Source organism: Methylobacterium sp. yr668 (assembly GCF_900116245.1).
Lineage (GTDB): Bacteria > Pseudomonadota > Alphaproteobacteria > Rhizobiales > Beijerinckiaceae > Methylobacterium.
On record NZ_FOZY01000012.1, the window covers coordinates 96,092 to 122,461 of the forward strand.

The 26,370-nt window shown below is 73.0% G+C and carries 27 protein-coding genes; 12 read left to right on the forward strand and 15 right to left on the reverse strand.

Annotation, left to right across the window (positions count from 1 at the left end):
* Positions 1-13: 13 nt before the first annotated feature.
* Positions 14-565, forward strand: a complete 552-nt coding sequence (speG, locus tag BM419_RS16695; protein ID WP_026605087.1) for a spermidine N1-acetyltransferase — start codon at positions 14-16, stop codon at positions 563-565.
* Positions 566-656: 91 nt separating this feature from the next.
* On the opposite strand, the gene BM419_RS16700 is transcribed toward speG, so the two are convergent.
* The 4 genes from BM419_RS16700 to BM419_RS16715 form a co-directional block, all read right to left on the reverse strand.
* Positions 657-1,925 carry a hypothetical protein gene (locus BM419_RS16700; protein ID WP_091927077.1) on the reverse strand — a complete coding sequence of 423 codons (1,269 nt, stop codon included), beginning with the start codon at positions 1,923-1,925 and terminating at the stop codon, positions 657-659.
* 169 nt (positions 1,926-2,094) lie between these two features.
* Positions 2,095-3,132, reverse strand: coding sequence for an Hsp33 family molecular chaperone (locus BM419_RS16705; RefSeq protein WP_091927078.1), 1,038 nt, complete (start codon positions 3,130-3,132; stop codon positions 2,095-2,097).
* Positions 3,133-3,409: 277 nt separating this feature from the next.
* The gene (gene argF, locus BM419_RS16710; protein WP_091927079.1) at positions 3,410-4,390 is read right to left on the reverse strand and encodes an ornithine carbamoyltransferase; all 981 of its coding nucleotides are present in this window, start codon (positions 4,388-4,390) and stop codon (positions 3,410-3,412) included.
* A 168-nt stretch (positions 4,391-4,558) separates the two neighbouring features.
* Positions 4,559-5,749, reverse strand: a complete 1,191-nt coding sequence (locus BM419_RS16715) for an aspartate aminotransferase family protein (protein ID WP_026605084.1) — start codon at positions 5,747-5,749, stop codon at positions 4,559-4,561.
* Between the two features lie 327 nt (positions 5,750-6,076).
* Between BM419_RS16715 and BM419_RS16720 the strand changes: the two genes are divergently transcribed.
* From BM419_RS16720 to BM419_RS16745, 6 genes are all read left to right on the forward strand, one after another.
* Positions 6,077-6,550, forward strand: a complete 474-nt coding sequence (locus BM419_RS16720; RefSeq protein WP_020094162.1) for a RidA family protein — start codon at positions 6,077-6,079, stop codon at positions 6,548-6,550.
* A 2-nt stretch (positions 6,551-6,552) separates the two neighbouring features.
* Positions 6,553-7,302 (forward strand): glycerophosphodiester phosphodiesterase family protein, encoded by a 750-nt coding sequence (locus BM419_RS16725; protein ID WP_091927080.1) that lies wholly within the window; start codon positions 6,553-6,555, stop codon positions 7,300-7,302.
* A 42-nt stretch (positions 7,303-7,344) separates the two neighbouring features.
* Positions 7,345-7,779, forward strand: a complete 435-nt coding sequence (locus BM419_RS16730) for a lysozyme inhibitor LprI family protein (protein WP_091927081.1) — start codon at positions 7,345-7,347, stop codon at positions 7,777-7,779.
* 175 nt (positions 7,780-7,954) lie between these two features.
* Positions 7,955-9,232: a GNAT family N-acetyltransferase gene (locus BM419_RS16735; RefSeq protein ID WP_091927082.1), complete on the forward strand. Its 1,278-nt coding sequence runs from the start codon at positions 7,955-7,957 to the stop codon at positions 9,230-9,232.
* The gene (locus tag BM419_RS16740; protein WP_091927083.1) at positions 9,229-10,389 is read left to right on the forward strand and encodes a M20 aminoacylase family protein; all 1,161 of its coding nucleotides are present in this window, start codon (positions 9,229-9,231) and stop codon (positions 10,387-10,389) included. The genes BM419_RS16735 and BM419_RS16740 overlap by 4 nt, the downstream gene beginning before the upstream one ends.
* Positions 10,390-10,859: 470 nt before the next feature.
* Positions 10,860-11,450 (forward strand): PAS domain-containing protein, encoded by a 591-nt coding sequence (locus tag BM419_RS16745; protein ID WP_091927084.1) that lies wholly within the window; start codon positions 10,860-10,862, stop codon positions 11,448-11,450.
* A gap of 49 nt (positions 11,451-11,499) precedes the next feature.
* On the opposite strand, the gene BM419_RS16750 is transcribed toward BM419_RS16745, so the two are convergent.
* The 3 genes from BM419_RS16750 to modC all read right to left on the reverse strand — a co-directional run bounded on the left by BM419_RS16750 (position 11,500) and on the right by modC (position 14,856).
* The gene (locus BM419_RS16750; protein ID WP_091927085.1) at positions 11,500-13,137 is read right to left on the reverse strand and encodes a TadG family pilus assembly protein; all 1,638 of its coding nucleotides are present in this window, start codon (positions 13,135-13,137) and stop codon (positions 11,500-11,502) included.
* The gene (locus BM419_RS16755) at positions 13,134-13,511 is read right to left on the reverse strand and encodes a TadE/TadG family type IV pilus assembly protein (protein ID WP_244539964.1); all 378 of its coding nucleotides are present in this window, start codon (positions 13,509-13,511) and stop codon (positions 13,134-13,136) included. The genes BM419_RS16750 and BM419_RS16755 overlap by 4 nt, the downstream gene beginning before the upstream one ends.
* 241 nt (positions 13,512-13,752) lie before the next feature.
* A complete protein-coding gene (gene modC, locus BM419_RS16760; protein ID WP_091927086.1) occupies positions 13,753-14,856 on the reverse strand; it encodes a molybdenum ABC transporter ATP-binding protein in 1,104 nt (367 codons plus the stop codon).
* Positions 14,857-14,918: 62 nt separating this feature from the next.
* Here modC and BM419_RS16765 point away from each other — a divergent pair, with 62 nt between their 5' ends.
* Positions 14,919-15,575, forward strand: coding sequence for a glutathione S-transferase (locus BM419_RS16765; protein WP_091927087.1), 657 nt, complete (start codon positions 14,919-14,921; stop codon positions 15,573-15,575).
* Between the two features lie 30 nt (positions 15,576-15,605).
* Here the strand turns inward: BM419_RS16765 and modB are convergent, their stop codons facing one another.
* The 4 genes from modB to BM419_RS32420 all read right to left on the reverse strand — a co-directional run bounded on the left by modB (position 15,606) and on the right by BM419_RS32420 (position 17,734).
* On the reverse strand, positions 15,606-16,298 hold the full coding sequence (modB, locus tag BM419_RS16770) for a molybdate ABC transporter permease subunit (RefSeq protein ID WP_020094152.1): 693 nt from the start codon (positions 16,296-16,298) through the stop codon (positions 15,606-15,608).
* 15 nt (positions 16,299-16,313) lie between these two features.
* Positions 16,314-17,129, reverse strand: a complete 816-nt coding sequence (gene modA / locus BM419_RS16775; RefSeq protein ID WP_091927088.1) for a molybdate ABC transporter substrate-binding protein — start codon at positions 17,127-17,129, stop codon at positions 16,314-16,316.
* A 107-nt stretch (positions 17,130-17,236) separates the two neighbouring features.
* The gene (locus BM419_RS16780; RefSeq protein ID WP_234082796.1) at positions 17,237-17,377 is read right to left on the reverse strand and encodes a hypothetical protein; all 141 of its coding nucleotides are present in this window, start codon (positions 17,375-17,377) and stop codon (positions 17,237-17,239) included.
* A 213-nt stretch (positions 17,378-17,590) separates the two neighbouring features.
* Positions 17,591-17,734 (reverse strand): hypothetical protein, encoded by a 144-nt coding sequence (locus BM419_RS32420; RefSeq protein ID WP_020094149.1) that lies wholly within the window; start codon positions 17,732-17,734, stop codon positions 17,591-17,593.
* 291 nt (positions 17,735-18,025) lie between these two features.
* Here BM419_RS32420 and BM419_RS16785 point away from each other — a divergent pair, with 291 nt between their 5' ends.
* Together BM419_RS16785 and BM419_RS16790 are read left to right on the forward strand one after the other, a co-directional pair.
* Positions 18,026-18,946 (forward strand): 50S ribosomal protein L11 methyltransferase, encoded by a 921-nt coding sequence (locus BM419_RS16785; RefSeq protein ID WP_091927089.1) that lies wholly within the window; start codon positions 18,026-18,028, stop codon positions 18,944-18,946.
* Between the two features lie 50 nt (positions 18,947-18,996).
* Positions 18,997-19,185 (forward strand): ribosome modulation factor, encoded by a 189-nt coding sequence (locus BM419_RS16790; protein WP_091927090.1) that lies wholly within the window; start codon positions 18,997-18,999, stop codon positions 19,183-19,185.
* Here the strand turns inward: BM419_RS16790 and BM419_RS16795 are convergent, their stop codons facing one another.
* Complete coding sequence (locus BM419_RS16795) at positions 19,186-19,440, reverse strand: hypothetical protein (RefSeq protein ID WP_056534027.1); 255 nt, start codon at positions 19,438-19,440, stop codon at positions 19,186-19,188.
* Positions 19,441-19,578: 138 nt separating this feature from the next.
* Here BM419_RS16795 and BM419_RS16800 point away from each other — a divergent pair, with 138 nt between their 5' ends.
* Together BM419_RS16800 and BM419_RS16805 are read left to right on the forward strand one after the other, a co-directional pair.
* Complete coding sequence (locus BM419_RS16800) at positions 19,579-21,417, forward strand: aminopeptidase P family protein (protein ID WP_020094145.1); 1,839 nt, start codon at positions 19,579-19,581, stop codon at positions 21,415-21,417.
* Between the two features lie 137 nt (positions 21,418-21,554).
* Positions 21,555-23,711, forward strand: a complete 2,157-nt coding sequence (locus BM419_RS16805) for a protein-disulfide reductase DsbD family protein (RefSeq protein ID WP_175556318.1) — start codon at positions 21,555-21,557, stop codon at positions 23,709-23,711.
* Positions 23,712-23,889: 178 nt separating this feature from the next.
* Here BM419_RS16805 and phoB read toward each other — a convergent pair whose 3' ends face one another.
* From phoB to pstB, 3 genes are all read right to left on the reverse strand, one after another.
* Positions 23,890-24,585 carry a phosphate regulon transcriptional regulator PhoB gene (gene phoB / locus BM419_RS16810; protein WP_042671704.1) on the reverse strand — a complete coding sequence of 232 codons (696 nt, stop codon included), beginning with the start codon at positions 24,583-24,585 and terminating at the stop codon, positions 23,890-23,892.
* A gap of 122 nt (positions 24,586-24,707) precedes the next feature.
* Positions 24,708-25,427 carry a phosphate signaling complex protein PhoU gene (gene phoU, locus BM419_RS16815; RefSeq protein WP_020094142.1) on the reverse strand — a complete coding sequence of 240 codons (720 nt, stop codon included), beginning with the start codon at positions 25,425-25,427 and terminating at the stop codon, positions 24,708-24,710.
* Between the two features lie 109 nt (positions 25,428-25,536).
* Positions 25,537-26,352, reverse strand: coding sequence for a phosphate ABC transporter ATP-binding protein PstB (gene pstB / locus BM419_RS16820; protein ID WP_091927091.1), 816 nt, complete (start codon positions 26,350-26,352; stop codon positions 25,537-25,539).
* Between the last annotated feature and the right edge of the window lie 18 nt (positions 26,353-26,370).

The following is a 26,370-nucleotide window of genomic DNA, read 5'->3' on the forward strand; positions in this document are numbered from 1 at the left end:
TGCGGTGACCGGTATCACCATCAAGCTGCGTCCGCTGGAGCGGGAGGACCTGCGCTTCGTCCACCAGCTCAACAACAACGACAGCATCATGCGCTACTGGTTCGAGGAGGCCTACGAGTCCTTCGCCGAGCTGCAGCAACTCTACGAGCGCAACATCCACAATCAGACCGAGCGGCGCTTCATCGTGGCCGATCCGAGCGGGGAGCCGGCCGGGCTGATCGAGCTCGTCGAGATCAACCACCTCCACCGGCGCTGCGAGTTCCAGATCGCGATCCACCCGAGCTTCCAGGGCCGCGGCTACGCGTGGCAGGCCACCCGGATCGCCATGGATTACGCGTTCAGCGTGCTCAACATCCACAAGCTCTACCTGCACGTCGACCGGGACAATGCCCGGGCCGTGCGGATCTACGAGCGCTGCGGCTTCCACCCCGAGGGCGTGCTGAAGGACGAGTTCTTCGTGAACGGGCGCTACCGCGACGCCGTGCGGATGTGCCTGTTCCAGCCGGACTACCTGAGGGCCCGCGGCGGAGGCGGCGACATCGCCGAGCCCGTCCTGAAGGTCTGAACCGGGTCTCGTCCGCCGCCGACGGGCGACGGACGAGCTCGAAACGACGCGGGGGCGGAGCCCGTCGGCCCCTCCCCCGCGCTCACGCCGCTCAGTTGCGGCCGGCACCGCCCGTCTGGCCGCCGGTCCGGCCGGCACCCTGGGCGCCGCCCATGGCACCGTTGCCGCCCGCGTTGCCGCCCGCATTGCCGCTCATGCCGCCGCGCTCCGCGCCGCCCGTCCGGCCGCCCTCGGCGCCGGCCTTCATGCCGCCCTGCTGGCCGCCGCGGTCCGACGCGTTGCGGATGCCGTCCTGCTGGCCGCCGCGCATGTCGCTGTTGCGCATGCCGTCGTTCTTGCCTTCCTGCTGACGGGAGGCCTTGTCCATCCCGCGATCCTGGCCGCGGTCGTTCCGGTCCATCCGGCCTGCGTTGCGGCCCTCGTTCCGCGACGCGTTGCGGATGCCGTCGCGCTCGCCGCGGTTGTCGAAGCGCGCGCCGGCGCGCTGCTCGGAGCGGAAGCTCGCGCTGACCGCACCGCCGCCGCTCAGGCGCCGGTACTCGGCGGAGCCGTAGCGCACCCGCTGGCCGCGGATCGTCACGAAGCGGTCCTCCTGGACGGAGACGAGGCGGCGGTACTCGGGGGAGCCGTACACCACGCGCTGGCCGCGGATGACGACGTAGCGCTCGCGCGGGCCGGTCTCGCGGACGCTGACCAGGCGGCGGTACTCGGGCGAACCGTAGAGCACGCGCTGGCCGCGGATCACGACGTAGCGCGCGCGCGGGCCGCGATTCTCGGTGACGATCAGGCGGCGATACTCCGGCGAGCCGTACACGACCCGGCGGCCGCCGATGAACACGTAGCGGCCCTCGCGGCGGAAGCCGCCCTCGACCCGCTCGGACCGGACATCCGTCCGGCTCACGTCGGTCCGGCCGCGGAAATCGGTCCGGTCGGCGCGGCGGTCACCGCGGCGGTCGCCGCGATCGGCACGCGCGCCGTCGCGATCCCCGCGCTCGTCGCGGTCGGCGCGATCACCGCGGCGGTCGCCCCGCTCGGCGCCGGCCCGGTCCTTGTCCTGAGCCATGCGATCCTGACCCGTGCGGCCCTCGCCGCCGGCCTCGCGGCCCTGCGCGGACCGGCCTGCCTCGGCACCGGAGCGCTCGGACGCCGCCTGGCGGCCGCCCTTCATGTCACCCTGCATGCCACCCTGGGCGCCGGCCTGCATGCCGCCGCGCTCGCCGCCGCCGGCCTTCATGCCGGACTCGGCGCCACCCTGACCGCCGCGACCGCCCATCCCGGCGCCGCGATCGGCGCTACCCTGCTGGGCGTAGGCCGAGGTGCTGATCAGCAGCGCGGCCAATCCGATCGATAATTTCCGCATGGCGTACCCTCCAATGTTGAATCTGCGACGCAACGTCAAAGGTCGCGAAACGGTTCAGCCTGGAGGGATCAAAAATTTACGCAACGAATACCGATCTTCGTGCGTTTCGCGCGGAAAAGCTTGGCCGTAGACGCGGGCATGCTGGTCCGCAGGCCCGCTGTCCTGCGCTCTACTGGCCGGGCTGTCCGGCGATCTCGGCCTCGACCTCCTGGGGATCGAGGTCGTAGCGCCGGGAGCAGAACTCGCAGGTGATGACGATGCGCCCGTCATCCGCCACCATCTCGTGCCGCTCCTGCGGCGTGAACGAGCGGATCATGCCCATCACCCGCTCCCGCGAGCAGCGGCAGGTCTCCTGAACCGGCTGGCGGTCGAACACCCGCACCCCGCTCTCGTGGAACAGCCGGTAGAGCAGCCGCTCGCTCGACACGTTCGGGTCGACCAGCTCGTGATCCTCGATGGTCGCGACCAGCGAGCGGGCCTCGACCCAGGCATCGTCCTCCGGCGCCTCCCCCGAGAGGTGCGCGTGCCCCTCCGGGATATCGCCCGGGGGCAGGTCGGCGAGGCGCGCCCGGTCCACCGACTGGGGCAGGAACTGCACGAGCAGCCCTCCGGCCCGCCAGCGCCCGGCTCCCTCCTCCACGGCCTCGGCTACGGCGAGGCGCACCTGCGTGGGGATCTGCTCCGACTGGCGGAAGTACTGGTGCGCGGCCTCCTCCAGGCTCTGGCCCTCGAGGGCGACGACGCCCTGGTAGCGGCTCGCCGCTGTGCCCTGGTCGATGGTCATGGCGAGATGCCCGGTGCCGATCAGCTCGGCATCCTTGAGCGGCCCAGTCCCGAGGGCCGCGACCCGCTCCGGCTCGAACCGCGCGGTGGCGCGCAGCCGGTCCGGGGCCTCGAAATCGACCACGATCATCGCGACCGGACCGTCGGTCTTGGTCTGGAGCTGGAACCGGCCCTCGAACTTGAGCGAGGAGCCGAGCAGCACCGTCAGCGCCGCGGCCTCGCCGAGGAGGCGCGCCACCGGGTCCGGGTAGCCGTGGCGGCGCAGGATCGTGTCGACGGCCGGGCCGAGCCGGACGACGCGGCCGCGGACGTCCAGCGCCTCGACGGCGAAGGGCAGGACGGCGTCGTCCGCGCCGGCATGGCCGTTGCCGGCATTCTGGGGCTGGGATGGCGACTGGGGGTGCGACTGCGTTCCTGAGGTCATGCCCTCTCCGATCGATGCGTCCGGCGGCGCGTGCCGGCAAAGCGGGGATCCGTCCTCCCGGGGGCCGGGCGGCGTGAGGCGATGACCTTGGCGGAGCGATCGGATCCCTCACCCCGTCCAGCCCGGAGCGGGAGCGGCGGCGCAGCGCGCTCCGTTCGTCGCCGGGATGCCGCCTTCCGGCGGCCGTGATGGGGAGACGGGCAGCACGGGCCGCCCGCTCACGCCTATATGGTGCGCCGATCCCGCGAGCGCGAGGCCGGACAATGTGCCGGCGGGATCAGAGCCCGCTGGCGCCGAGGCACCAGGCCAGGATGCCCTTCTGCGCGTGCAGGCGGTTCTCGGCCTCGTCGAACACCACGGAGCGTGGGCCGTCCATCACCTCGGCCGTCACCTCCTCGCCGCGGTGGGCCGGGAGGCAGTGCATGAAGATCGCGCCCGGATTGGCCGCCGCCATCAGCTTGTCGTTGACCTGATAGGGGCTGAGCAGGTTGTGGCGGTGCGCCTCGTCGTCGTCGCCCATCGACACCCAGCAATCGGTGACGACGGCATCGACGCCGTCCACCGCCGCGAAGGCGTCGGTGGTGACGTGGACGTCGGCGCCCTCCTGCTGCGCCCAGGCGAGGAGCGCCGGCGGCGGCGCGAGCTCCGGCGGGCTCGCGATGTTCAGGGTGAAGTCGAACCGGGCGGCGGCGTGGACCCAGCTCGCCAGCACGTTGTTCGCGTCGCCCGACCACGCGACCTTGCGGCCGCGGATCGGCCCGCGATGCTCCTCGAAGGTCAGCACGTCGGCCATGATCTGGCACGGGTGCGAGACCTTGGTCAGGGCGTTGATCACCGGGACGGTGGCGTACTCGGCCAGCTCCAGCATCTGACCGTGGTCGAGGATGCGGATCATGATCGCGTCGACGAAGCGCGAGAGCACCTGCGCGGTGTCGCCGATGGTCTCGCCGCGGCCGAGCTGCATCTCGGAGCCGGTGAGCATCAGGGTCTCGCCGCCGAGCTCGCGCATCGCCACGTCGAAGGAGACACGGGTGCGGGTCGAGGGCCGGTCGAACACCATAGCGAGGGTCTTGCCGGTGAGCGGGCGCTCGGCCGCCAGCTCGCCCTTGCGGCGGCGCGCCTTGATGGCGGCGCTGGCATCGAGGACCCGGCGCAGCTCCGCACCGGAGAAATCCTTGAGGTCGAGGAAATGACGAGGGCCGGCACCGTTCAGGTGCCTGGCCGGGGCCTGTGCCCGGCCGTCAATCTGGGCTTTCATCGCGTCACAATCACTAGAGTCTGCTCACCGATCACCTGATCATGAACCGCACTCTACCTCCTGGCAGGGGCATCTCCGTCACGCGCGGCGGGATCGACCGCGCCCGGAAATGCTTCGGGCCGCCCTCCGGGGTCCGGGGGGCGGTGTTCTCAATCGCGCGGATCGATCCTACTCGGCCGCGCCGCGCACGGCCTCGAAGCCGGACGCCGCCGCGTCCAGGCGGCGGACCGCCTCGTCGATCTCGGCCTCGCCGATGGTCAGCGGCGGCAGCAGGCGGACGATGTTGTCGCCCGCCGGGATCACCAGCAGGTGCGCGTCCCGCGCGGCGGCGGCGAAGTCGGTATTCGGCACGCCGAGCTTGAGGCCGAGCATCAGCCCCTCGCCGCGGATCTCCTGGATGACGTGCGGGTGGCGGTCGCGCAGGGCCGCGAGCTTCTGCTTGAGCAGCAGGCCGGAGCGGGCGACGCGCGCGAGGAAGCCCTCCTCCAGCACGACGTCCAGCACGGCGTTGCCCACCGCCATGGCGAGCGGGTTGCCGCCGAAGGTGGTGCCGTGCGTGCCGGCCGTCATGCCGCGCGCGGCCTCGCGGGTCGCGAGGCAGGCGCCCAGCGGGAAGCCGCCGCCGATGCCCTTGGCGACGCTCATGATGTCCGGGGTGATGCCGGACCATTCGTGCGCGAACAGCCGCCCGGTGCGGCCGACGCCGGTCTGGACCTCGTCCATGATCAGCAGGAGGCCGTTGGCGTCGCAGATCTCGCGCAGCCGGCGCAGGTCCGCGTGGGGGATCTCCCGCACGCCGCCCTCGCCCTGGATCGGCTCGATCATCAGCGCCGCCGTCTCCGGCCCGATCACCGCCTCCAGCGCCGCCCAGTCGCCGGCCGGGACCTGGTCGAAGCCCTCGACCTTCGGACCGAAACCCTCGATGTACTTCTGCTGGCCGCCGGCCGCGAGCGTCGCCAGCGTCCGCCCGTGGAAGGCGCCCGCGAAGGTGACGATCCGGTAGCGCTCCGGCTGCCCGCCGGCCGCGTGGTACTTGCGGGCGATCTTGATCGCCGCCTCGTTCGCCTCCGCGCCCGAGTTGCAGAAGAACACCACGTCCGCGAAGGTCGCGTCGACGAGGCGCTGCCCGAGGCGCTCGCCGCCCGGGATCTGGAACAGGTTCGAGGTGTGCCAGATCTTGCCCGCCTGCTCGGTCAGCGCGCCGACGAGGTGCGGGTGCGCGTGGCCGAGGCCGTTCACCGCGATGCCGGCGCCGAAGTCGAGATATCGCTCCCCACCCTCCGTCACGAGCCAGGCGCCCTCGCCGCGCTCGAAAGCGAGCGGCGCGCGGACGTAGGTCGGCAGAAGGGCTGACGTCACGGGTCCCATCTCCGTTTCACGCAGGATCCCGGAGCGAGCGTTGAGCCGGCTCCAAATGAAAGTGCCGCCTCAGTCCTGGGCGGCACGCGCGCGATTACTATGAAAGAGCCGGCGCCTGTCAACGTTTCAGTGCCCGGCGGGCCCGACGGGCAGCCCTGCGCGCGGCACCGATAGAGCCGATCCTGACGGCGAATCTGCGGCGGGCCCGTCCCGGATCACCGGAGAATCGCGGGGCCGCGATCCCGGCCTTCGCGGTGGCGGCCCTTGCGCCGCGGGGGGCGGCCGTGCTCCTGCTCCCGCGGATTCGCAGGAACCTGGGAGAACCCGATGAGCTCGATCAAGGAACGCCTGGCGGCGCTGGGCCTGACGCTGCCGAAGGCGGCGGCGCCGGTCGCCAACTACGTGCCGTTCGTGCGCGCCGGCAACCTCGTGGTGATCTCCGGCCAGGTCTGCTTCGGCGCGGACGGCGCCATCGCGGCCGAGCACAAGGGCAAGGTCGGCGGCAACGTCTCGGCCGAGGCCGGCAAGGCGGCCGCGCGCCTCTGCGCCCTCAACGTGCTCGCCCAGCTCGAGGCCGCGGTGGGCGACCTCGACCGCGCGGTGGTCCAGTGCGTGCGGCTCGGCGGCTTCATCAACGCGGCGCCGGGCTTCTCGGCCGTGGCCGGGGTGATGAACGGTGCTTCCGACCTGATGGTCGAGCTCCTCGCCGACCGCGGGCGTCACGCGCGCTCCACCGTCGGCGTGGCCGAGCTGCCCCTCGACGCCGCCGTCGAGGTCGAGGCGATGTTCGAGGTCCGCTGACGGTGGCCGCCCCCGACTGGCTCACCGCGCGGCCGATCGCCCATCGCGGCCTGCACGACCGCGCGGCGGGCCGGCCGGAGAACACGCTGGCGGCGGCCCGGGCGGCCGTCGCGGGCGGCTTCGCCATCGAGTGCGACGTCCAGCTCAGCGCCGACGGCGAGGCGATGGTCTTCCACGACGCCGCGCTCGGGCGCCTGACCGGGGCGAGCGCGGCTCTGGCCGACCGGTCGGCCGCCGAACTCGGGACGCTCGCCGTCGCCGGGTCCGCGGAGACGATCCCGACGCTGCCGGCCTTCCTGGCGGCGGTGGCCGGGGCGGTGCCGGTGGTGATCGAGGTGAAGTCCCGCTACGACGGCGACCTGCGGCTCGCGACCCGCGCCGCCGAAGTGGCCGCCGCCTATGACGGGCCGGTGGCGCTGAAATCCTTCGACCCGCAGGTGGTCGCGGCCCTGCGCGACCTCTGCCCCGCCGCGATCCCGCGGGGCATCGTGGCGGAAACGACGCAGGACGACCCGGTCTATGCGGCGCTGACCCCCTCGCTCCGCCGGTCCCTCTCCGACCTGCTGCACCTCGCCGAGACGCGGCCCGACTTCCTGTCCTGGCGGGTGGACGACCTGCCCTGCGCGCCGACCTACCTCTGCCGGCTGCTCGGTCAGATCCCCGTCATGACCTGGACGGTCCGGAATGCGGAGCAGCGCGCCCGCGCGGCCGCGCACGCGGACCAGATGGTGTTCGAGGGCTTCGTGCCGTAAATTTTCCTACGCCCTGTCCGATTCTGTCCGACCAAAATCGCCATGACCGCTTCGAGTGACGCCCGCGCCCGCTTCGCGCGGCTCTGCGGGGGCCTCGCCCTCGCCGCGACCCTGCTCTGCCCGGCGCCCGCTTCGGCGGCCGACCCGTGCGCGGGCACGACCCAGGCGGATCTCAACGCCTGCGCGGCTGCCGATTACCGGGCCGCCGACACGGCGCTGAACGCCGTCTACGGGCAGCTGATGAAGAAGATCGGCCCGAAGACGAAGGACGCCCTGCGGGGCGCCCAGAAGGCCTGGCTGTCGTACCGGGACGCGACCTGCTTCCTCGAGACCATGGGCCTCGACGGGGGCTCGGCCTACGCGATGGAGTACAACGGCTGCCTGAAGGGGCTGACCGACGCGCGGATCAAGGTCCTGAAGGGATACCTCGACTGCAAGGCGGACGACGTGTCGTGCGTCGGCCGCCTCGGCGAGTGAGCGCGGGCCGCGAAGGCGCCGTCCGGTTCGGAGCGCGCGCGTCGCCGCACGCCGTCCTGGAGGCCGCGCGAAAGCGCGGGGCGGGTGACGTCGGCGGCCGTCTGACAACGCTGCCATGGTCGCCGCGCGCATCCGCCCGCTTGCCCCCGGCCGGTCAGGGGCTAGAGTCCGGCCCATGAAGCAAGCACCCGGGCCGACGCCGGAGACCGCCGCACTGACCGTGCGGGCGCTTCCCGGATTGAAGGAGATCGGCGCGGCGGAATGGGATGCCTGCGCCTTCTCGCCCGAGACCCTGGCGGCGGGCGACGAGACCCACAACCCCTTCCTGTCGCACGCTTTCCTGTCGGCGCTGGAGGATTCGGGCTGCGTCTCGCGCAGGACCGGCTGGCTGCCGCTCCACGTCTCGGTCGAGCGCGACGGCGTCCGCCTCGGCGTCGCGCCCTGCTACCTGAAATCGCACAGCCAGGGCGAGTACGTCTTCGACCACGGCTGGGCCGACGCCTACGAGCGGGCCGGCGGCGCCTATTACCCCAAGCTCCAGGTCAGCGTGCCGTTTACGCCGGTGACCGGGCCGCGCTTCCTGATCGCCCCGGGGGCCGATCCCGACGAGGCCACGGCCGGCCTCGTCGCGGGCCTGCGGGCGCTGCGGGGCGAGACCAAGGCCTCCTCGATCCACGTCACCTTCATGCGCGAGGCGGAGTGGGAGCGGGCCGGCGCGGCCGGCTTCCTGCAGCGCACCGACCAGCAGTTCCACTGGCAGAACGACGGCTACGCGACCTTCGACGACTTCCTGTCCGCCCTCGCCTCCCGCAAGCGCAAGACCATCCGCAAGGAGCGCCGCGACGCCCTGGCGCCGGGCATCACCGTGGAGCACCTGACCGGCGCGGCCATCACCGAGGCCCACTGGGACGCGTTCTACGCCTTCTACATGGACACGGGCTCGCGAAAGTGGGGGCGGCCCTACCTCAACCGCCGGTTCTTCTCGCTCCTGTCCGAGCGCATGGCCGACCGGGTGCTCCTCGTGATGGCGAAGCGCGGGGACGCCTACATCGCGGGGGCGATCAACCTCATCGGCGATACCGCGCTCTACGGGCGCAACTGGGGCTGCATCGAGGACCACCCCTTCCTGCATTTCGAGATCTGCTACTATCAGGCGATCGACTTCGCGATCGCCCGGGGCCTGAAGCGGGTCGAGGCGGGTGCCCAGGGCGAGCACAAGCTCGCCCGCGGCTACCGGCCGGTCCTGATGCACTCGGCCCACGACATCGCCGACCCGGCGCTGCGCCGCGCGGTGGCCGATTACTTGCAGCGGGAGCGCGCCCACGTCGCCGAGGCGGTCGACGTCCTCGACACGCTGACGCCGTTCCGGCGCGCGGACGCGGGCGACGCCTGCGCGACGCCCCCCGACGCCTCGTCCCCCAACACCTCCCCCCCCGAGAGTTCCGAGCCATGAGCCCGATCGACCGCATCAAGACCTACGCCGACGAGCTGACGGCCCTGCGCCGCGACCTGCACGCCCATCCGGAGCTCGGCTTCGAGGAGGTGCGCACCGCCGGCATCGTGGCCGACCTCCTCGAGACGTTCGGCTGCGAGGTGCATCGCGGCGTCGGCGGCACCGGGGTGGTGGGCCTGCTCAAGGGCCGCACCGACAACGGCAAGCGCATCGGCCTGCGCGCCGACATGGACGCCCTGCCCATCGAGGAGGAGACCAACCTCCCCTATCGCTCGACTTACGCGGGCAAGATGCACGCCTGCGGCCATGACGGGCACACCACGATGCTGCTGGGGGCGGCGCGCTACCTCGCCGAGACCCGCGATTTCGACGGCACCGCGGTGTTCGTGTTCCAGCCGGCCGAGGAGGGCCGCGGCGGCGCCCGGGCCATGCTGAAGGACGGCCTGTTCGAGCGCTTCCCCTGCGACGAGATCTACGGCCTGCACAACCAGCCCGGCGGCGGCCACGGCATGATCAAGCTGCGGCCGGGGCCGATCATGGCGGCGGCGGACTTCTTCGACATCCACATCCGCGGCAAGGGCATCCACGCCGCCCAGCCGCACCGGGGCGTCGACCCGATCATCATCGCCACCGGCCTCGCCCAGGCGCTCCAGTCGATCGTGTCGCGCAACGCCGACCCGCTGAAGTCCATCGTGCTGTCGATCACCCGGATCGAGGCGGGCTCCGCCTACAACGTGATCCCCGAGACTGCCCACCTCGCCGGCACGATCCGCACCTTCGACAAGGAGATCCGGGCGCTCGCTGGAACCCGCATGCGCGAGCTGGCGGCCGGCTTCGGCGCGGCCTACGGCGCCGAGGTCACGGTCGACCTGCAGGACGTGTTCTCCGTCCTGGAGAACGCCCCCGCGCAGGCGGCCGCCGCCACGGAGGTCGCCACCGAGCTCCTGGGCGCCGACAAGGTCGAGTCGAACGTCGTGCCCAAGATGGGCAGCGAGGACTTCGCCGACATGACCATGGCGGTCCCCGGCGCCTATGTCTGGCTCGGCGCCAATCCGGGGCCCGGCCTGCACAATGCCGGCTACAACTTCGACGACTCGATCATCCCGATCGGCAGCGCCTTCCTGGCGCGGATGGTCGAGCGCCGCACCGCGGCCTGACGCCGGGCGCCGTCCCCGCCCTCCGGGACTTTCCGGATGGCGGGCGATGTCGCCGCGCGAGCCCGTTCGGCCGTCGACAGCGCGGCCGGCCGGTGCGAATCCTGACGGAACTCGCCCGCGAGCCAACGCGGGCCGCGAAGGGAGGGCGCCATGTCACCGGAGATGCGGGAATCGCGCGCGGCGCTCATCCTGCTCGCCGCCTCGGTGGGGGCGGTCCTGATTTTCGGCGCCTTCGCGCTGCTCACGCAGCTCGGCTGAGGCGCGACCGCGATTGCAACCTGAGCGGGTCGATCCCGGCCCCGATCGGTGCGGCCCGGCGGCCCGACGATCGGGATTCCGCCGTCCGCGCAGGGGAATGCCGTTGATGCTTCACGGGCTATCGAGTTGAGTTAACTGCTCATTAATTCCATCAACGGTTGTATGTCTCCGACGAAGGCGGGCACGGTGCGCGCTGGAACCGGAGTTCGCCCATGATGGCCGACGCAATCCAGGGCCCCCGCCCTCGGCCGGTCGACCTCTCGGCCGCCCTCGACGCCTCCGGGATCATCGGCGCGTGGTCGTGGTCGCCGCGCGCCGAGCGGTGCGTCCTCGATGCCGGCGCCGCCGAGGTGCTGGCCGGGGATGCCGGACTCGCCGGGCGCCCCCTCCCGCTCTCGGTCGCCAAGGCCTGCGTCCATCCCGAGGATCGGCCGGCCGTGGTGCGGCAGTTCAAGGCTCTGCGCGAGCGCGGCGGCCTGTTCGTGGCCGAGTACCGGACGCTGTCGCCCTCGGGGCAGGTCCGCCGGATCCTCGATCGCGGCCGGATCCCGCCGGGCGCCTCGAGCCGGCGCCTCGGGCACGGTGTCATCATCGACGTGACCGACGAGCCGTCGGCGACGCGCGCGATGCCCGAGCCCGCGGACGCGCTCACCCAGGCGGTCGACCGCGCTCTCGAATGCCGCGACGCCCTGGAGGGGGTGACGGATTCCGAGCTTCAACTCCTGATCGACATGCTGCTGCTGCACCTCGGACGGCGCATCGCCAAGGCCTCCACGACCGGTGCGCGCCGCGGCGGCCACTGAGCGGGGCTGCCGCGTCCTGTCGGGGCTCTGCCGGGCCGTCCGGCCCGGCTCACTGCACCAGCACGGCCTGGTTGCAGAGGGTGCCGTCGACCTCGAGGTCGGCGTAGCCCAGACGCAGGCCGAGGCTGCGCAGGACGGTGTCGAGCACGAGGTCGACACCCGGCGTCACGGTGCCCAGGGCGGTCGTCAGGGTCGACTGGATCAGCGGCGGCACGCCGACGTCGCCGACGCTCAGCACGAGATTGCGCAGCAGGCTGCCGGTGAGCGACTGGGTCAGGTTGCCCGAGGCGACCGTGCGCACCGTGTGGTTGGCGATGTCCGCGTCCGAGAACACGAGGGTCTGCGACCCGGTGCCGAGCGTCGCCAGGGCGCGCCCGGAGACGGTGATCCCGAGCACCGTGACCAGGGGCGCAGGCTGCGACAGGTCGGGGCTCGCGCTGCCCCCGTTGATCGCGGTGCGCGGCACCTGCGCGATCGCCAGCGTCGCCAGTCCCGTCTGCGCGTCGAGGGTGACCTTGCGTCCGCCGGACCCGGCGCAGCTGAGCGACCGCAGGGTCGCCTGCGCCGGTGCCACCTCCGCGTAGACCGGCAGGGTGATGGTTCCGAGCCCGAGCGCCGTGACGGTGGTCTCGATCAGCAGCCGGGTCTGCGCCGTCTGCACGGTGGCGTTCCGGCTGCCCGGCCGGACCCAGCCCGAGCTGCGCTTGCGCTCTCCGATCGCCAGGGTCAGGCGGGTCGAGAGCAGGCCGGGCACCGTGGCTCCGAGATCGATCGCCACCTGATTCTGGCCGTTCGCCAGAGAGGCGGCCGCGCCCAGCAGGTTCAGCACGTTGAGCGAGGGGCCGGCGAAGCCCCGCGGCGGCGCCAGCGCGGCGGCGTCGCCGAGCCCGTCCACCTGGCCGATCGCGACGAGGTTTCCGGCATTCGGCAGGGCGTTGAGGATCCCCGACAGGGCCGACACCGCGCTGCCGTTGTCCGCCGCGGCGACCCGGAGCGCCATCAGCATCTGACCGACGCTGGCATTCGCCTGAACGATGTCGGTGTAGTTCGCGGCCTGCATGTTGAGGCTCGCCCCGAGGGCGTCGAGGACGCGCAGCCCGTCGACGCGTGCGCTGGCCAGGGCATCGTAGTCGCTGACGCTGAGCGACAGCTTGGCCCCGAGCAGCGCGCCGAGCAGGGCGTTGGCGATGCCGCCGTCGAGCTTCAGCGTGCCGGACCCGATCGTGAAGGCGGCGAATTGCGCGCTCGCGGCGGTGCCGGTCACCCGCAGCGGCACCGCGGCGGGCAGGCCGATCGCCCGGCCGAAGGTCACCGGGACCGAGGTCGCGAGGCCGACCCGCACCGCGTTCGCCGGGCTGCCGCCGGCGCTGAACCGGCCGCCCGGGGCGACGCCCTTGGTGCTCGCGTCGTAGCTGCCGGGCGCGACCGTGGCGGTCGCCGCGCCGTAGCCGTTGTCGCCGAGGGAGCGGCGGGCGACCGTGTCGGCCTGGCTCGGATCGACGGCCGCCAGCATGGCGGCGATGTCCACCGCCCCCTGCGCCTTGCGCCGCGCCTGGAAGACCAGGCCGAGATCGATCCCGACCGCGCCCGCCCCCATCAGCATCGCGCTGCCGAGCGCCACCAGGATCGCGACGTTGCCGCCGCGCGCGGCCCCGAAGCGGCGCAGGCGCCCGCCCCGGCCGATCACAGGCCGCCCTTCCGGACGCTGACGGTGCTGCGCAGCACGGTCGGGAGCATCGGCAGCAGGCGCGCGAAGGCGTTGATGCCGAGCGTGTTGGCGTCGAGGGTGACGGTGACCGTGTACACCGTCGCGTCGCTGGGATCCGGCCCGACCTGCACGACGATGCTGCCCGGCCGGAACATCGCGCCGGCGCTCAGGCTCCGGTTCACCATGGACTGGGCGAGATTCGCGCGCTCGGCATCCGTGACGCCGGCCACGGAGGCGCGGGCCGCCTCGGCGGCGATCTGGCGGAGGTTGTGGGCCGCGCCGAGGCAGATCCCGAACACCGCGATCCCGGCGAAGAGCAGGAACAGCACGGGCGCCACGAGGGCGAACTCCACCGCGGAACTGCCGCGCCGGCAGGTCCACCCGTTCGGCGCACTCCGCCGGCGCAAGCGCCGCATGCCCATCGCATCGCCCTCCGCGACTCGCGCAGCACGACCACTGCACGATCCATCGTGGCGGCGATGTTCTAACTAATGGTTGTTTTAATGCTCAATTTTACAACCAAAGCGAGTGGTCTGCGCCCCGGGTGCGCCTCCCGGGCTCGACCGGCTCGTCGCACCGAGCCGCGTCGCGGTCTCAGATCGCCCGCGGAGGCCGCAGCAGGCCGATCCCCGCCGGATCGAAGGACGCGCTCTTGACGATGGCGTGGACCTCGCGCCCCGGGGCGAGGCCGAGTTCGCGGACGGCCGCGCCGGTCACGCGCGCCACGAGACGGGCGCCGTTGCAGTCGATCTCCACCGCCGTCTCGGCGCCCGCGGCCGTCAGGCCGCAGATCCGGCCGGCCAGCACGTTGCGGGCGCTGAGGCCGCGGGGAGGCTCGGTGGCGACGAGCACGTCGCGGGCGGGGATGCGCACCCGCAGCCGCGTCCCGGCCGGGCGCGACAGGCCCGGCACCAGCAGGCTCCCGGCGGCGCCCGTCAGGCGCGTGAGCCCGGTGGCGGCGTCGAGGGCCTCGACGACCATGTCGAGGAGCGCGCCGGCCTCGGCCTCGTGGATCGGCACGAGATCGGCGCGGCGCAGGATCGTCTCCGCGGGGCCGGCGGCGGCCACCCGCCCGGCCTCCAGCACGATCACCGTGTTGGCGAGCCGGGCCACCTCGGAGACGGCGTGGCTGACGTAGAGGATCGGCACGCCGGCCTCGTCGCGCAGGCGCTCGATGTAGGGAAGGATCTCGGCCTTGCGGGCCTCGTCCAGGGCCGCGAGGGGCTCGTCCATCAGCAGGAGGCGCGGCCTCGCCAGCAGCGCTCGGCCGATCGCCACCCGCTGGCGCTCGCCGCCCGAGAGACCGGCGGGCCGCCGGTCGAGGAGATGGTCGATGCCGAGCATGTCGGTCACGGCCGCGAAGGCCGCCGGGTCGGCGCGGTGCCGCGCGAAGACCCGGCCGTAGCCGAGATTGGTCCGGACGCTGAGATGCGGGAACAGCCGCGCGTCCTGGAACACCACGCCGACCTGGCGCCGGTGCGACGGCAGGACCAGGCCGGACGCGGTGTCGACCCACGGGGTGCCGCCGACGACGATCCGGCCCCGGTCCGGCCGCGCGAGGCCGGCGATCAGGTCGATCAGCGTGGTCTTCCCCGAGCCCGAGCGTCCGAACAGGGCGGTCAGCCCCGGCCCGGCCTCGAAGGCGGCCGCGAGCGCGAAGGCGCCGCGCCGGAGCTGGACGTCGACCTGGATGCTCACGCGGACAGACTCGCGTAACAGGAGCCCCGGCGCGTCCCGGCGCCGGCCCGGACTTGCCCGCGATGATCACGGTCCACCACCTCGAGAACAGCCGCTCGCAGCGCGTGCTCTGGCTGCTGGAGGAACTGGAGCTGCCCTACCGCGTGATCCGCCACGCCCGCGACCCGCGGACCCTGCGCGCGCCCGCCGAGCTCCTGGCCGTCCACCCGCTGGGCAAGGCGCCGGTGATCACCGACGGCGGGACGGTGGTCGCCGAGACCGGCGCGATCGTCGCCTACCTGACGGATCTGGCCGGCGCGCGGCTGGTGCCCGGGCCCGGGACGGAGGAGCGGCGGCGCTACGTCTACTGGTCGCACTACGCCGAGGGCTCGGCGATGCCGCCGCTGCTGCTGAAGCTGGTCTTCGGGCGGCTGGCGCCGGGCAGTCCCTGGCCGCTGCGGCCCCTCGTCCGGCGGATCGCCGACACGGTGCTGCGGGGCTTCGTCGATCCGGACCTGCGCCGGCACGCGGCCTTCTGGGAGACGGAACTCGCCGGCCGCCCGTATTTCTGCGGCGCCGATTTCACCGCGGCCGACATCCTGATGAGCTTCCCGCTGGAGGCCTTCGCGGCGCGCGGCACGGGCGCGGGCCCGCGCGTCGCGGACTGGCTCGCGCGCATCCATGCCCGTCCGGCCTACCAGAGGGCGCTGCAGCAGGGCGGACCCTACGCGTATGCCTGAGCGGGCGTCCCGCCCCGGATCGGCCGCCATTCAGCCCGCCCCCAGGCGTCGACCGGCCCGCCGCGCCAGGAATTCCGACACCAGCAGCGCCGCGACCGACAGCGCGATCGAGATCAGGGTGAGGCGCAGGGCCGGCCCCTCCCCGCCGGGAACCTGCGTCAGCGTGTAGATCGCCGACGGCAGGGTCTGGGTCTCGCCGGGGATGTTCGAGACGAACGTGATGGTCGCGCCGAACTCCCCCATCGCCTTGGCGAAGGCCAGCACGGCGCCCGCGAGGCACCCGGGCAGGCTGAGCGGCAGCGTGATCGTCAGGAACACCGCGAAGGGGTTCGCGCCCAGCGTCCCGGCCGCCTGCTCCAGGCGCCGGTCCACGGCCTCGATCGACAGCCGCATCGCCCGCACCATGAGCGGGAAGCCCATCACCGCGCAGGCCAGCGCCGCCCCGGTCCAGCGGAAGGAGAAGACCACGCCGATCTCGGCGAGGGGCGCGCCGAGCGGGCCGCGCCGGCCGAAGGCCAGCAGCAGCAGGTAGCCGGTCACGACCGGGGGCAGGATCAGCGGCAGGTGGACCAGCCCGTCCAGCAGGGCGCGGCCGGGGAACCGGCGCCGCGCCAGCAGCCACGCCACGGCGAGCCCGGGCACGAGGCTCGCGAGCGTCGCCACCGTCGCCACCCGCAGGCTCAGGCCGACGGCGGTCCACTCGTCCGGCGTGAGCCCGAGCAAGGGGGCGGCGCGCCGCTACTGGCTGGCGCCGGGCTGCGCGACCACCGTGAAGCCCTGGCGCTCGAAGGAGCCCCGGGCCTCCGGGCCGCGCAGGTAGCCGAGCAGCGTCCCGGCATCCGGGTTGCGCGACTCCCGGGTCACCGCCGCCGGATAGACGATCGGCGGGTGGCTGTCGGCCGGGAAGGTCGCCACAACGTGGACGCTCGGGTCCGCGGCCGCGTCGGTGGCGTAGACGATGCCGAGCGGCGCCTCGCCCCGGGCGACCAGCAGGAGGGCGGCGCGCACGTTCTCGGCCTGGGCGACCTGCCCCTTCACGGCGTCCCAGGCGCCGAGCTTCTCCAGGGCGGCCTTGCCGTACTTGCCGGCGGGAACGGCGTCGATCGTCGCCATCGCCAGCCGCCCGCCGCCGAGGATCCGCGTCAGCGTGGTGCCGAGGTTCGGCGCCAGGGCCACCTGCGGATCCGCCGCGCTGTCCTTCGGCCCCGGGGCGATCAGCACCAGGGCGTTGCGCAGGAGGTCGATCCGCGAGCCGGCCTTCAGCAGCCCGGCCCGGTCGACGTAATCCATCCACGCGAGGTCGGCCGAGATGAACAGGTCTGCCGGCGCCCCCGCCTCGATCTGCTTCGCGAGGGCGTTCGAGCCGGCGTAGGAGATCCGCGCGGTCTTGCCGGTCGCCTTCGTCCAGGCTGCCGCGGCGTCGTCGAGGGCGTTCTTGAGGCTCGCGGCCGCGAACACGACGACCGGCTCGTCCGCCCGCGCTGCCCTGTCGGTCGGCGCGAGGATCAGCGCCGCGAGCGCGCAGGCGACCAGGATCCGTCGAGTCAGGGGCATCACGCAGATCTCTCCGGTCGCGACCCGCTATATACGGCGGGGAACGACGGGGATCATAGGCGCGCGCGGGCGGTCGGCCAAGGCCCGGCCACCCGGGTGACCGCGCGTCAGCCGAGCTTGGCCTCCGGCCGGTCCTTGGGCTCGGCCTCGGCGCGGTGGAGGCGGCTCAGCAGGACGAGGAGATGGCCCGGGAGCGGCCCGTCCGGTGCGGGACCGCCGAAGATCCGCTCGCGTGGTCGGGCAGGCACGGCCGCACCGTTGACGACCACGGGCCCGCGGGGGCCGGAACGCCGGGACTTGGTCACGCTGTACGCACCCTGCTCAATCGTGATTCACGTAAAAAGCCGGCAAAAACGCCGCGCAAGTCGGCCAGTTCCGCAACTGCCGTACATCATTTGGTTAACGCGCGAACAACCTGCCTCATTCCTGGGCGCCCGCTCGCGCGAATCGGTGTCGCGCCGTCACCAGGTCCGGATGTCGTGCCGCTCGGTCGGGCGCGCCTCCGGCATGCCGTTCATGCCGTTCGCGACCAGCAAGGCCCAGAGCGTGGCGGCGCCCGCGGTCACGGCCGCGAAGGCGACGCTGATGAGGAGAGGCGCGGTCATGGCAGCACGATCGTCTGTCAAAACAGGCGCGCCGCTCCGGGAAGTGCGGCGCGCCCGAGTTGAGGGTCCGGCCTTGGGTAAGCCGAGATTGTTTAAGCACACGCGATGGCTGTGGACACTGGTTTGAGTCGCGCAGAAGATAAGTATTGGCGCTTGTGACCGTCAGGCAACAACGGGCGGGGCCGCCGGTCCGCTCCGCCGCCCTTCCCCGCGGCCCCACCCTTGCCGGGCCCGGATTTTTTCGCGCCAGCCCCTGGGCTGCGGCGCGCCCCGGCGTTACAGCCGGGCACCATGCTCGAAGGCCTGCCGCCCCATCGCCCGTCCCACGTCCTGCGTCTGCTGACCGACGAACGCTCGGCCCGCGCGATGACCGACCTCCTCGGCGAGATGTTCGATCCCACGGAGACCGCGGTGGCGGCCTTCGAGGACGAGGACGGGCGCACGTGGCGCCTGGAGGCCTACTTCGCGGACGCCCCCGACGAGGAGTACGTCCGCGAGCTGATCCGCCCGGTCATCGGCGACGCGGCCGACGCGGCGGAGTTCCGCACGATCGACCAGCAGGACTGGGTGCGCGCGTCGCTGGAGGGCCTGAAGCCGGTCCGGGCCGGCCGGTTCCTCGTCCACGGCTCGCACGACCGCGATTCGGTCCGGGGCAACGATCTGGCCATCGAGATCGAGGCCGCCCTCGCCTTCGGGACCGGGCATCACGGAACGACGCTGGGCTGCCTCCGCGCCCTGGTCTCGGAACTCAAGCGCCGGCGCCCGGTCCACGTCCTCGATGTCGGCACGGGAACCGGGATCCTCGCCTTCGCGGCCGCCAAGGCCCTGCGGCAGCCCGTGGTGGCCGGCGACCTGGACGCGGAGGCCGTGCGCACGGCCCGCGAGAACGCCCGCGCCAACGGGCTCGGCCCCTATCTCAAGCTCTACGAGGGGCCCGGGGTCCGCCACCGCCTCGCCGACCGGCCGCGCCACTTCGATCTCGTCTTCGCCAACATCCTGGCCCGGCCGCTCAGGCTCCTCGCCCCGACCCTGGCGCGGGTCGTCGCCACCGAGGGCGTGCTCGTCCTGTCCGGCCTGATCGAGCGCGACGTGCCGGGCGTGCTCTCCGCCTACCGTCTCCAGGGCTTCTCCCTCGTGCGGCGCGGCGTGATCGAGGGGTGGGTCGCCCTGGTCCTGAGGCGCGGCGGTGCGGCGCAGCGTCCGCGGCGCTGACCCGCGCGGCATCGCCCCGAACTCCCCGCGCGCCGGCGTGTTGTCCGGCCATGAGCCAGACGTCGCTCCACGATCCGCCCGCTGACCCCATCAACGAGGGCGCCCGCGCCCGGGCGCAGGGGCGGCCCAAGGATGCCTGCCCCTATCCGGCCGACTCGCCCGCGCGCCGGGCCTGGCTCGAGGGCTACGACGGGGCGCAGGCGGACCGGGCGCCGGACCTGCCGATCACGAACGGCTGATCAGCGCGCGGTGCGCAGCCGGCCCGGCCGGTCCGGCGCGCCCGCGGTCTCGGCCGGCGACCCCGGTGCGTCCGCCTGCGACACCGGCGCGCCGAGCGCCGCCATCAGCGCGCGCAGGCCGTCGATCCACTCTTCGAGTTCGGCGAGCGAATCGAAGCCGTCGCGGCGGACGACCGTGTCGGGCTCGATCGTCACGACGGCGTCGAAGCGGCCGTCGGGTCTGTCGCTGATCCGGTAGTAAACGCGGCGTGGCATGTCTGAGTAATAAGCGAGAATCCGCGGCGTGATAAGATTGCTAACGATCTTTAAGCACCGCAACCGACCTCCCACCAACCTCTTTCTCATGACAACAGGGTGTTGCGACGCGGGAGCGGCGGGCGCTAGGCTCGCCACATGACCGAGACCCGTCCGTCCCGACAGCGCCAGCGCTTCCAGAGCTTCGACGACCCGAGCCACCGGAAGGGCGCCGAGCGGATCGAGGCCCTCCGGGCGGCGCTGCGCGAGACCGGACTCGACGGCTTCGTCGTGCCGCGGGCCGACGAGCACCAGTCGGAATACGTTCCCGCCGACGCCGAGCGGCTGGCCTGGCTCACGGGCTTTACCGGCTCGGCCGGCACGGCCGTGATCCTGATGGAGTCCGCGGCGCTGGTCGTCGACGGGCGCTACACCCTGCAGGCGCCCGAGCAGGTCGATACCGGCCTCGTCACGGTGGTGCCGCTCGCCGAATCGACGCCGGAGGCCTGGGTCGGGGCCAACCTGCGGCGGGATCAGGTGCTCGGCTACGATCCCTGGCTGCACACCCCGGACGGTCTGGCGCGCCTCGAGCGGGCCGTGACCCGCGCCGGCGGGACCGTGCGGGCGGTGCCGAACCTCGTCGACGCGGTCTGGGCCGGTCGGCCGCGGTCGCCGGCCGGTCCGGTGGTGGTCCATCCCGACGCGCTGTGCGGCGAGGGGGCCGCCGACAAGCTCGGCCGAATCCGGGCGGCGCTCGCCGAGGGCGGCTGCGATGCCCTGGTGATCTCCGACCCGCACAACCTGGCCTGGGCCTTCAACCTGCGCGGGTCCGACGTCGCCCACACGCCCCTGGCGCTGGGTTACGCCATCCTGCCGCGCGAGGGACGGGCCCGGCTGTACCTCGTCTCTCCGAACATCGATCCGGCCCTGCGGGCGGAGCTCGCGCCGATCGCCGAGATCCTGCCGCGAGCGGACCTGGACGACGGGCTGGCATCCCTGGCGGGCGTGCGCGTCCGCCTCGACGCCGCGACCGGCGCCGTCGCCCTGAAGGAGAAGATCGAGGCCGCCGGCGGCACGGCCGATGTCGGCAAGGACCCGATAACCGGCATGAAGGCGGTCAAGAACGCCGCCGAGATCGCGGGCGCCCGCGCCGCCCATGTCCGGGACGGGGCGAGCGTCGCGCGCTTCCTCGCCTGGCTCGACGGTGCGGCCGTGGCCGGCGGCCTCACCGAGATCGCCGCCGTCGAGGCCCTAGAAGATTTCCGGGCCGCCGGCGGCGACCTGCGCGAGGTCTCGTTCCCCACGATCTCGGGTTCCGGACCGAACGGCGCGATCGTCCACTACCGGGTGAGCCGCGCCACGGACCGGGCGGTCCAGTCGGGCGAGCTGTTCCTGATCGATTCGGGAGCGCAGTACCCGGACGGCACTACCGACATCACCCGGACGGTCGCGGTCGGCGCGCCGAGCCCGGAGATGCGCGACCGGTTCACGCGGGTGCTGAAGGGGCACGTCGCCATCGCCCGGGCGGTGTTCCCGGTCGGCACGACCGGCGCCCAGATCGACGCCTTCGCGCGGGCACCGCTCTGGCAGGCGGGCCTCGACTTCGACCACGGCACCGGTCACGGCGTCGGCGCCTTCCTGTCGGTGCACGAGGGGCCGCAGCGGATCGCCAAGACCGGCACGGTGGCGCTCGAGCCCGGCATGATCCTGTCGAACGAGCCGGGCTACTACGCCCGCGGCGCCTACGGCATCCGGATCGAGAACCTCGTCCTGGTCGAGGCCCGCGCGATCGCGGGCGGGGAGCGCCCGATGCTCGGCTTCGAGACGCTGACGCTCGCTCCCTACGACCGCCGGCTGATCCGGCCGGACCTGCTCGAACCCGGGGAGCGGGCCTGGATCGACGCCTATCATGCGAGGGTCCGCGAGACCCTGGCGCCCGGGCTCGACACCGCGACGCGCGACTGGCTCGAGCGGGCGACGGCGCCGCTCGAGGAGTGAGCCGGCCGCAGGGGATCCCGAACGCGGTCCGTGGTAAGACCCGACGCCATGGTAAGACCGGACGCCATGGAAACGCCCGCGCCGAGCCCGACACGCCGCGCGTGAAACCGCGACCGCCCCGCGCGCGAAGGGACAGCATGATCCGCCGCCTCGCCCTCCTGATCCTGGCCCTCGCCGCGAGCCTCTCGGCCGCCGCGGCACAGGGGTTCCGCACGCCCGCGGACCTCGTGCGCGCGAGCCTCGTGGCCGAGCCCGCCGCCGTTGCCGGCGCGCAGCCCTTCACGCTGGCGGTGCGGATGCAGGTCAAGCCCGGCTGGCACGTCTACTGGCGCAACCCGGGCGATTCCGGCCTGCCCCCGGAGGTGACCTGGACCCTGCCGGCCGGCTTCAGCGCCGGCGCGATCCGGTGGCCGGCGCCGGAGCGCATCCCGATCGCGACCCTCATGAACTACGGCTACGAGGGCGAGGTCACGCTCCTCGTCCCGGTGACGCCGCCGCCGAGCCTCGACCCGGCCGACCCGGTGCGGATCCAGGCCAAGCTGACTTACCTCGTCTGCGAGACCGAGTGCGTGCCCGGCTCGGCCGATCTCGCCCTGACCCTGCCGGTCGGCAAGGCCGAGCCGGACCAAGCCAACGCCGCGCTGTTCGCGCGCGCCCGCGCCGCGCTCCCCGTGCCGGCGCTCTGGCCCTTGAGCCTGTCGAGCCAGGGCGACACCCTGCGCCTCGATTTCGCCGCGGCCGGCCTCAAGCCCGAGGCGGTCCGGAACGCCGCGTACTTCCCCTACGCCGAGACGGCGATCGACAACGCCGCCGCGCAGGTGATGAGCGTCGACGGGACCGGCCTGCACCTGACCCTCGCCCGGAGCAGCCCGACCGACCCGGTGCCCGCCGCGCTGCCCGGCGTCCTGACGGTCGAGGCGGTCGACGCCGCCGGGACCCGCCGGCTCGCCTTCGCGTACGGCGACGAGCCGGTGCTCCCGGCCGCCGCGGCGCCGGCCGCGACCGCGCCGCCCGCGACCGCGCCGGCCGCCGCCGACTTCGACGCGCTGACGCTGGCGACCGCCGCGGCCTTCGCCTTCCTCGGCGGCCTGATTCTCAACCTGATGCCCTGCGTCTTCCCGGTCCTGTCGATCAAGGTGCTCGGCCTCGTGCGGCACGCGGGCGAGGGGCCGGCCCGGCTCCGGCTCCACGGCCTCGCCTACACGGCCGGCGTCCTGGCGAGCTTCCTGGCGCTCGCCGCCGCGCTGATCGGCCTGAAGAGCGGCGGGGCCGCGATCGGCTGGGGGTTCCAGCTCCAGTCGCCCGCCATCGTGGCGGGGCTCGCCTACCTGCTGTTCGCGATGGGCCTGAGCCTCTCGGGCGCGGTCCATGTCGGCGGCCGGCTCGCCGGCCTCGGCGACGGCCTCACCCGGCGCGGCGGCCTGAGCGGCTCGTTCTTCACCGGCGTGCTCGCGACCTTGGTGGCGACGCCTTGCACGGCGCCGTTCATGGGCTCGGCGGTGGGCTTCGCGCTGACCCAGAGCGCCGGCGTGGCGCTCGCCGTCTTCGCGAGCCTCGGCCTCGGCCTCGCCCTGCCCTTCCTGCTCCTGACCCTCTGGCCGCCGGCCCTGCGGGCGCTGCCACGGCCGGGCGCCTGGATGGAGACCCTCAAGCAGGTGCTGGCCTTCCCGGTCTACGCCACCGTGGCATGGCTGATCTGGGTGCTGGCGCAGCAGGTCGACCCGCGCGGGCTGCTGGCGGCGCTGATCGGCCTCGTCCTCGTGGGCTTCGCCGCCTGGGCCTGGGAGCACGGCCGCGCCGCCCCGCCGCGGGCCGGCCGGGTCGCGCAGGCCGCCGCGGCGCTGGCGCTGATCGCCGTCGGGGCCCTCGCCGTCACCCTGCCCCGGGACCGCGCCGCGCCGGCCGCGCAGGCCGCCGCCGACGGGATCGAGCCGTTCACGCAGGCGCGCCTCGACGCCCTGGTCGACGCGCACCGCCCCGTCTTCGTGGACATGACCGCCGCGTGGTGCATCACCTGCGCGGTCAACGAGGCGACCTCGCTCAACACGAAGGCCGTGCGGGCCGCGATGGCCGAGCGCGGCGTGACCTACATGAAGGGCGACTGGACCAACCAGAACCCCGAGATCACCCGCCTCCTGGAGAAGCACGGGCGCAGCGGCGTCCCGCTCTACCTGCTCTATACCGGGACGGGAGAGCCCCAGGTGCTGCCGCAGATCCTCACCGAAGGGACGGTCCTGGCGGCGCTGGAGGCGGTGCCGGCCGCCTCGGGCCGGAGCGCGGCGCTGGCGCGCTGAGTCCCTGGAGGCCGGGACGCGTGAATCTTCGCGGGCCCGTCCCATCGTCTTTGCGAGCGGAGCGAAGCAACCCAGCAGCGCCGCGCGCACCGGCGTCCCGCCGCCCTGGGTCGCTCGCTCCGCTCGCGATGACGGTGCGCCGGAGCGGTGAGGCGCTCCGACAGCCCTTCGAGCCGCCTCAGGCCTCCAGCGAGAAGGTCTCGTCGAAGGCGTAGCCCGAGCCCCGGACCGTGCGGATCGGGTCGGTCTGGCGCGGGCCGTTCAGCGCCTTGCGCAGCCGCCCGACATGGACGTCGACGGTGCGCTCGTCGATGTAGACGTCGTGGCCCCACACCCCGTCCAGGAGCTGCTCGCGGGAGAAGACCCGGCCCGGCGCCAGCATCAGGAATTCCAGGAGCCGGAACTCCGTGGGGCCCAGATGCAGCTCCTCGCCGCCGCGGCGGACGCGGTGGCCGGTGCGGTCGAGTTCCAGGTCGCCCGCCGCCAGCCGGTCCGAGACGTGGGCGGGCTTGGCCCGGCGCAGGAGCGCGCGGATCCGGGCGAGCAGCTCCGGGACCGAGAACGGCTTGACGATGTAGTCGTCGGCGCCCGTGCCGAGCCCGCGGACGCGGTCGCCCTCCTCGCCGCGGGCGGTGAGCATGATCACCGGCAGGCGCTCGGTCTCCCGGCGCGCCCGGATCCGGCGGCACAGCTCGATCCCCGAGAGGCCGGGCAGCATCCAGTCGAGCAGGACGAGGTCCGGGATCCGCTCCGCCAGGAGCAGCTCGGCGTCGTCGCCGCGCGCTGCCGAATCCACCAGGAAGCCCTCGGCCTCCAGGTTGTAGCGGAGCAGCGTGCTCAGGGCCTCCTCGTCCTCGACGATCAGGACTTGCATGCTCACGTTCGAAGACTCGTTCTGCGGGCGGTCCCCGGATGGTGCAGGAGGCGCCGCCCCGCCTCAACCCGCACGGAGAGTGACCCCGGCCGCGCCCACAGGAAGGCGCCGGGGTCGGCGCCTCACGGCGCCTGCACGCCGTCCACGGTCGCGTAGTTCGACGCGTCGTTCTTCGGCCGGTCACCCGCCAGCGTCTCGCCCGTGGCGAGGTAGTGGATCGTCTCGGCGATGTTGGTGGTGTGGTCGCCGATGCGCTCGACGTTCTTCGCGCAGAACAGGAGATGCGTGCAGAACGAGATGTTGCGCGGATCCTCCATCATGTAGGTCAGGAGCTCGCGGAACAGGGAATTGTACAGGGCGTCGATCTCGCCGTCGCGCTCCCAGACGTCGTGGGCCGCCTGGACGTCGCGGCTCCCGTAGGCGTCGAGCACGTCCTTCAGCTGACCCTCGGCGAGGTCGCTCATGTGGCGCACGCCGAGCACGATCTTCTGGGCCGGCGCCTGGTCGGAGATCGCCACTACGCGCTTGGCGACGTTCTTGGCGAGGTCGCCGATCCGCTCCAGATCGCCGGAGACGCGGATCGCCGAGATGGTCTCGCGCAGGTCGATCGCCAGGGGCTGGCGCCGGGCGATCAGCAGCACGGCGCGCTCCTCGATGTCCCGCTGCAGCGCGTCGAGGCGCTTGTCGGCGAGGATCACCGCCTGGGCGAGCGTGTCGTCCCGGCGCACGAGGGCGTCGGTCGCCTCCGCGGTCATCTTCTCGGCGACGCCGCCCATCTCCGAGATCGAGCGACGCAGGTTCTCCAGGTCGGTGTCGTAGGAGGTGACGATATGGCCGGGCATGGCGGATCCTTCGATGGGGTCCCGGGGACGGCCCTCCGGGAGGCTTGCGGGATCCGCCGGCGCGCCGGAGACGCGAGCGGCGGTCCCGGGACCGGAGCGGCCCGGCAGACTAGCCGAAGCGGCCGGTGATGTAGTCCTGCGTGCGGCGTTCCGTCGGGTTCATGAACATCCGGTTGGTCGGACCGAACTCGACGAGCTGCCCCAGATACATGAAGGCGGTAAACTGCGAGATGCGCGCCGCCTGCTGCATGTTGTGGGTGACGATCACGATGGTGAACTCGTCGCGCAGCTGCTCGATCAGCTCCTCGATGCGGCCGGTCGAGATCGGGTCGAGCGCCGAGGTCGGCTCGTCGAACAGGATCACCTCCGGCTTCTGCGCCACCGTCCGGGCGATGCACAGACGCTGCTGCTGGCCGCCCGACAGGCCGGTCCCGGGCTGCCGGAGCTTGTCCTTCACCTCGTCCCAGAGGGCGGCCTTGCGAAGGGATTCCTCGATCCGGCCGTCGAGCTCGGATTTCGGCAGCTTCTCGTAGAGGCGCAGGCCGAAGGCCACGTTGTCGTAGATCGACATCGGGAACGGCGTCGGCTTCTGGAACACCATGCCGATGCGCGAGCGCAGCTCGTTCAGGTCGAAGGAGGGGCTGAGGATGTTCTCGCCGTCGAGCAGGATCTCGCCCTCCGCGCGCTGCTCCGGGTAGAGGCTGTAGATCCGGTTGAAGCAGCGCAGCAGGGTGGACTTGCCGCAGCCGGAAGGGCCGATCAGCGCCGTCACCTGCCGGTCGTGGAAGTTGAGGTTGACGTCCTTCAGCCCGTGGAAGCTGCCGTAGTAGAAGTTCAGGTCCTTGACGGCGATCCGCACGGGGCCGCCCTCTTCGGCGCGGTTGCGGTTCAGCTCGACCGTGGGGATCGCGGAGGCGGCGTTCATCGTCGTGTCCTCGAAAGG

Bases quoted from the DNA above. Each gene is read 5' to 3' on its own strand.
- BM419_RS16740 (WP_091927083.1), top strand. From the start codon at position 9,229: ATGAGCCCGATCGACCGCATCAAGACCTACGCCGACGAGCTGACGGCC.
- BM419_RS16735 (WP_091927082.1), top strand. From the start codon at position 7,955: ATGAAGCAAGCACCCGGGCCGACGCCGGAGACCGCCGCACTGACCGTG.
- pstB (WP_091927091.1), bottom strand. From the start codon at position 26,352: ATGAACGCCGCCTCCGCGATCCCCACGGTCGAGCTGAACCGCAACCGC.
- BM419_RS16720 (WP_020094162.1), top strand. From the start codon at position 6,077: ATGAGCTCGATCAAGGAACGCCTGGCGGCGCTGGGCCTGACGCTGCCG.
- BM419_RS16705 (WP_091927078.1), bottom strand. From the start codon at position 3,132: ATGACCTCAGGAACGCAGTCGCACCCCCAGTCGCCATCCCAGCCCCAG.
- BM419_RS16700 (WP_091927077.1), bottom strand. From the start codon at position 1,925: ATGCGGAAATTATCGATCGGATTGGCCGCGCTGCTGATCAGCACCTCG.
- BM419_RS16785 (WP_091927089.1), top strand. From the start codon at position 18,026: ATGCTCGAAGGCCTGCCGCCCCATCGCCCGTCCCACGTCCTGCGTCTG.
- modA (WP_091927088.1), bottom strand. From the start codon at position 17,129: ATGCCCCTGACTCGACGGATCCTGGTCGCCTGCGCGCTCGCGGCGCTG.
- BM419_RS16765 (WP_091927087.1), top strand. From the start codon at position 14,919: ATGATCACGGTCCACCACCTCGAGAACAGCCGCTCGCAGCGCGTGCTC.
- argF (WP_091927079.1), bottom strand. From the start codon at position 4,390: ATGAAAGCCCAGATTGACGGCCGGGCACAGGCCCCGGCCAGGCACCTG.
- phoB (WP_042671704.1), bottom strand. From the start codon at position 24,585: ATGCAAGTCCTGATCGTCGAGGACGAGGAGGCCCTGAGCACGCTGCTC.
- BM419_RS16745 (WP_091927084.1), top strand. From the start codon at position 10,860: ATGATGGCCGACGCAATCCAGGGCCCCCGCCCTCGGCCGGTCGACCTC.
- phoU (WP_020094142.1), bottom strand. From the start codon at position 25,427: ATGCCCGGCCATATCGTCACCTCCTACGACACCGACCTGGAGAACCTG.
- BM419_RS16790 (WP_091927090.1), top strand. From the start codon at position 18,997: ATGAGCCAGACGTCGCTCCACGATCCGCCCGCTGACCCCATCAACGAG.
- BM419_RS32420 (WP_020094149.1), bottom strand. From the start codon at position 17,734: ATGACCGCGCCTCTCCTCATCAGCGTCGCCTTCGCGGCCGTGACCGCG.
- BM419_RS16805 (WP_175556318.1), top strand. From the start codon at position 21,555: ATGATCCGCCGCCTCGCCCTCCTGATCCTGGCCCTCGCCGCGAGCCTC.
- BM419_RS16730 (WP_091927081.1), top strand. From the start codon at position 7,345: ATGACCGCTTCGAGTGACGCCCGCGCCCGCTTCGCGCGGCTCTGCGGG.
- BM419_RS16795 (WP_056534027.1), bottom strand. From the start codon at position 19,440: ATGCCACGCCGCGTTTACTACCGGATCAGCGACAGACCCGACGGCCGC.
- BM419_RS16800 (WP_020094145.1), top strand. From the start codon at position 19,579: ATGACCGAGACCCGTCCGTCCCGACAGCGCCAGCGCTTCCAGAGCTTC.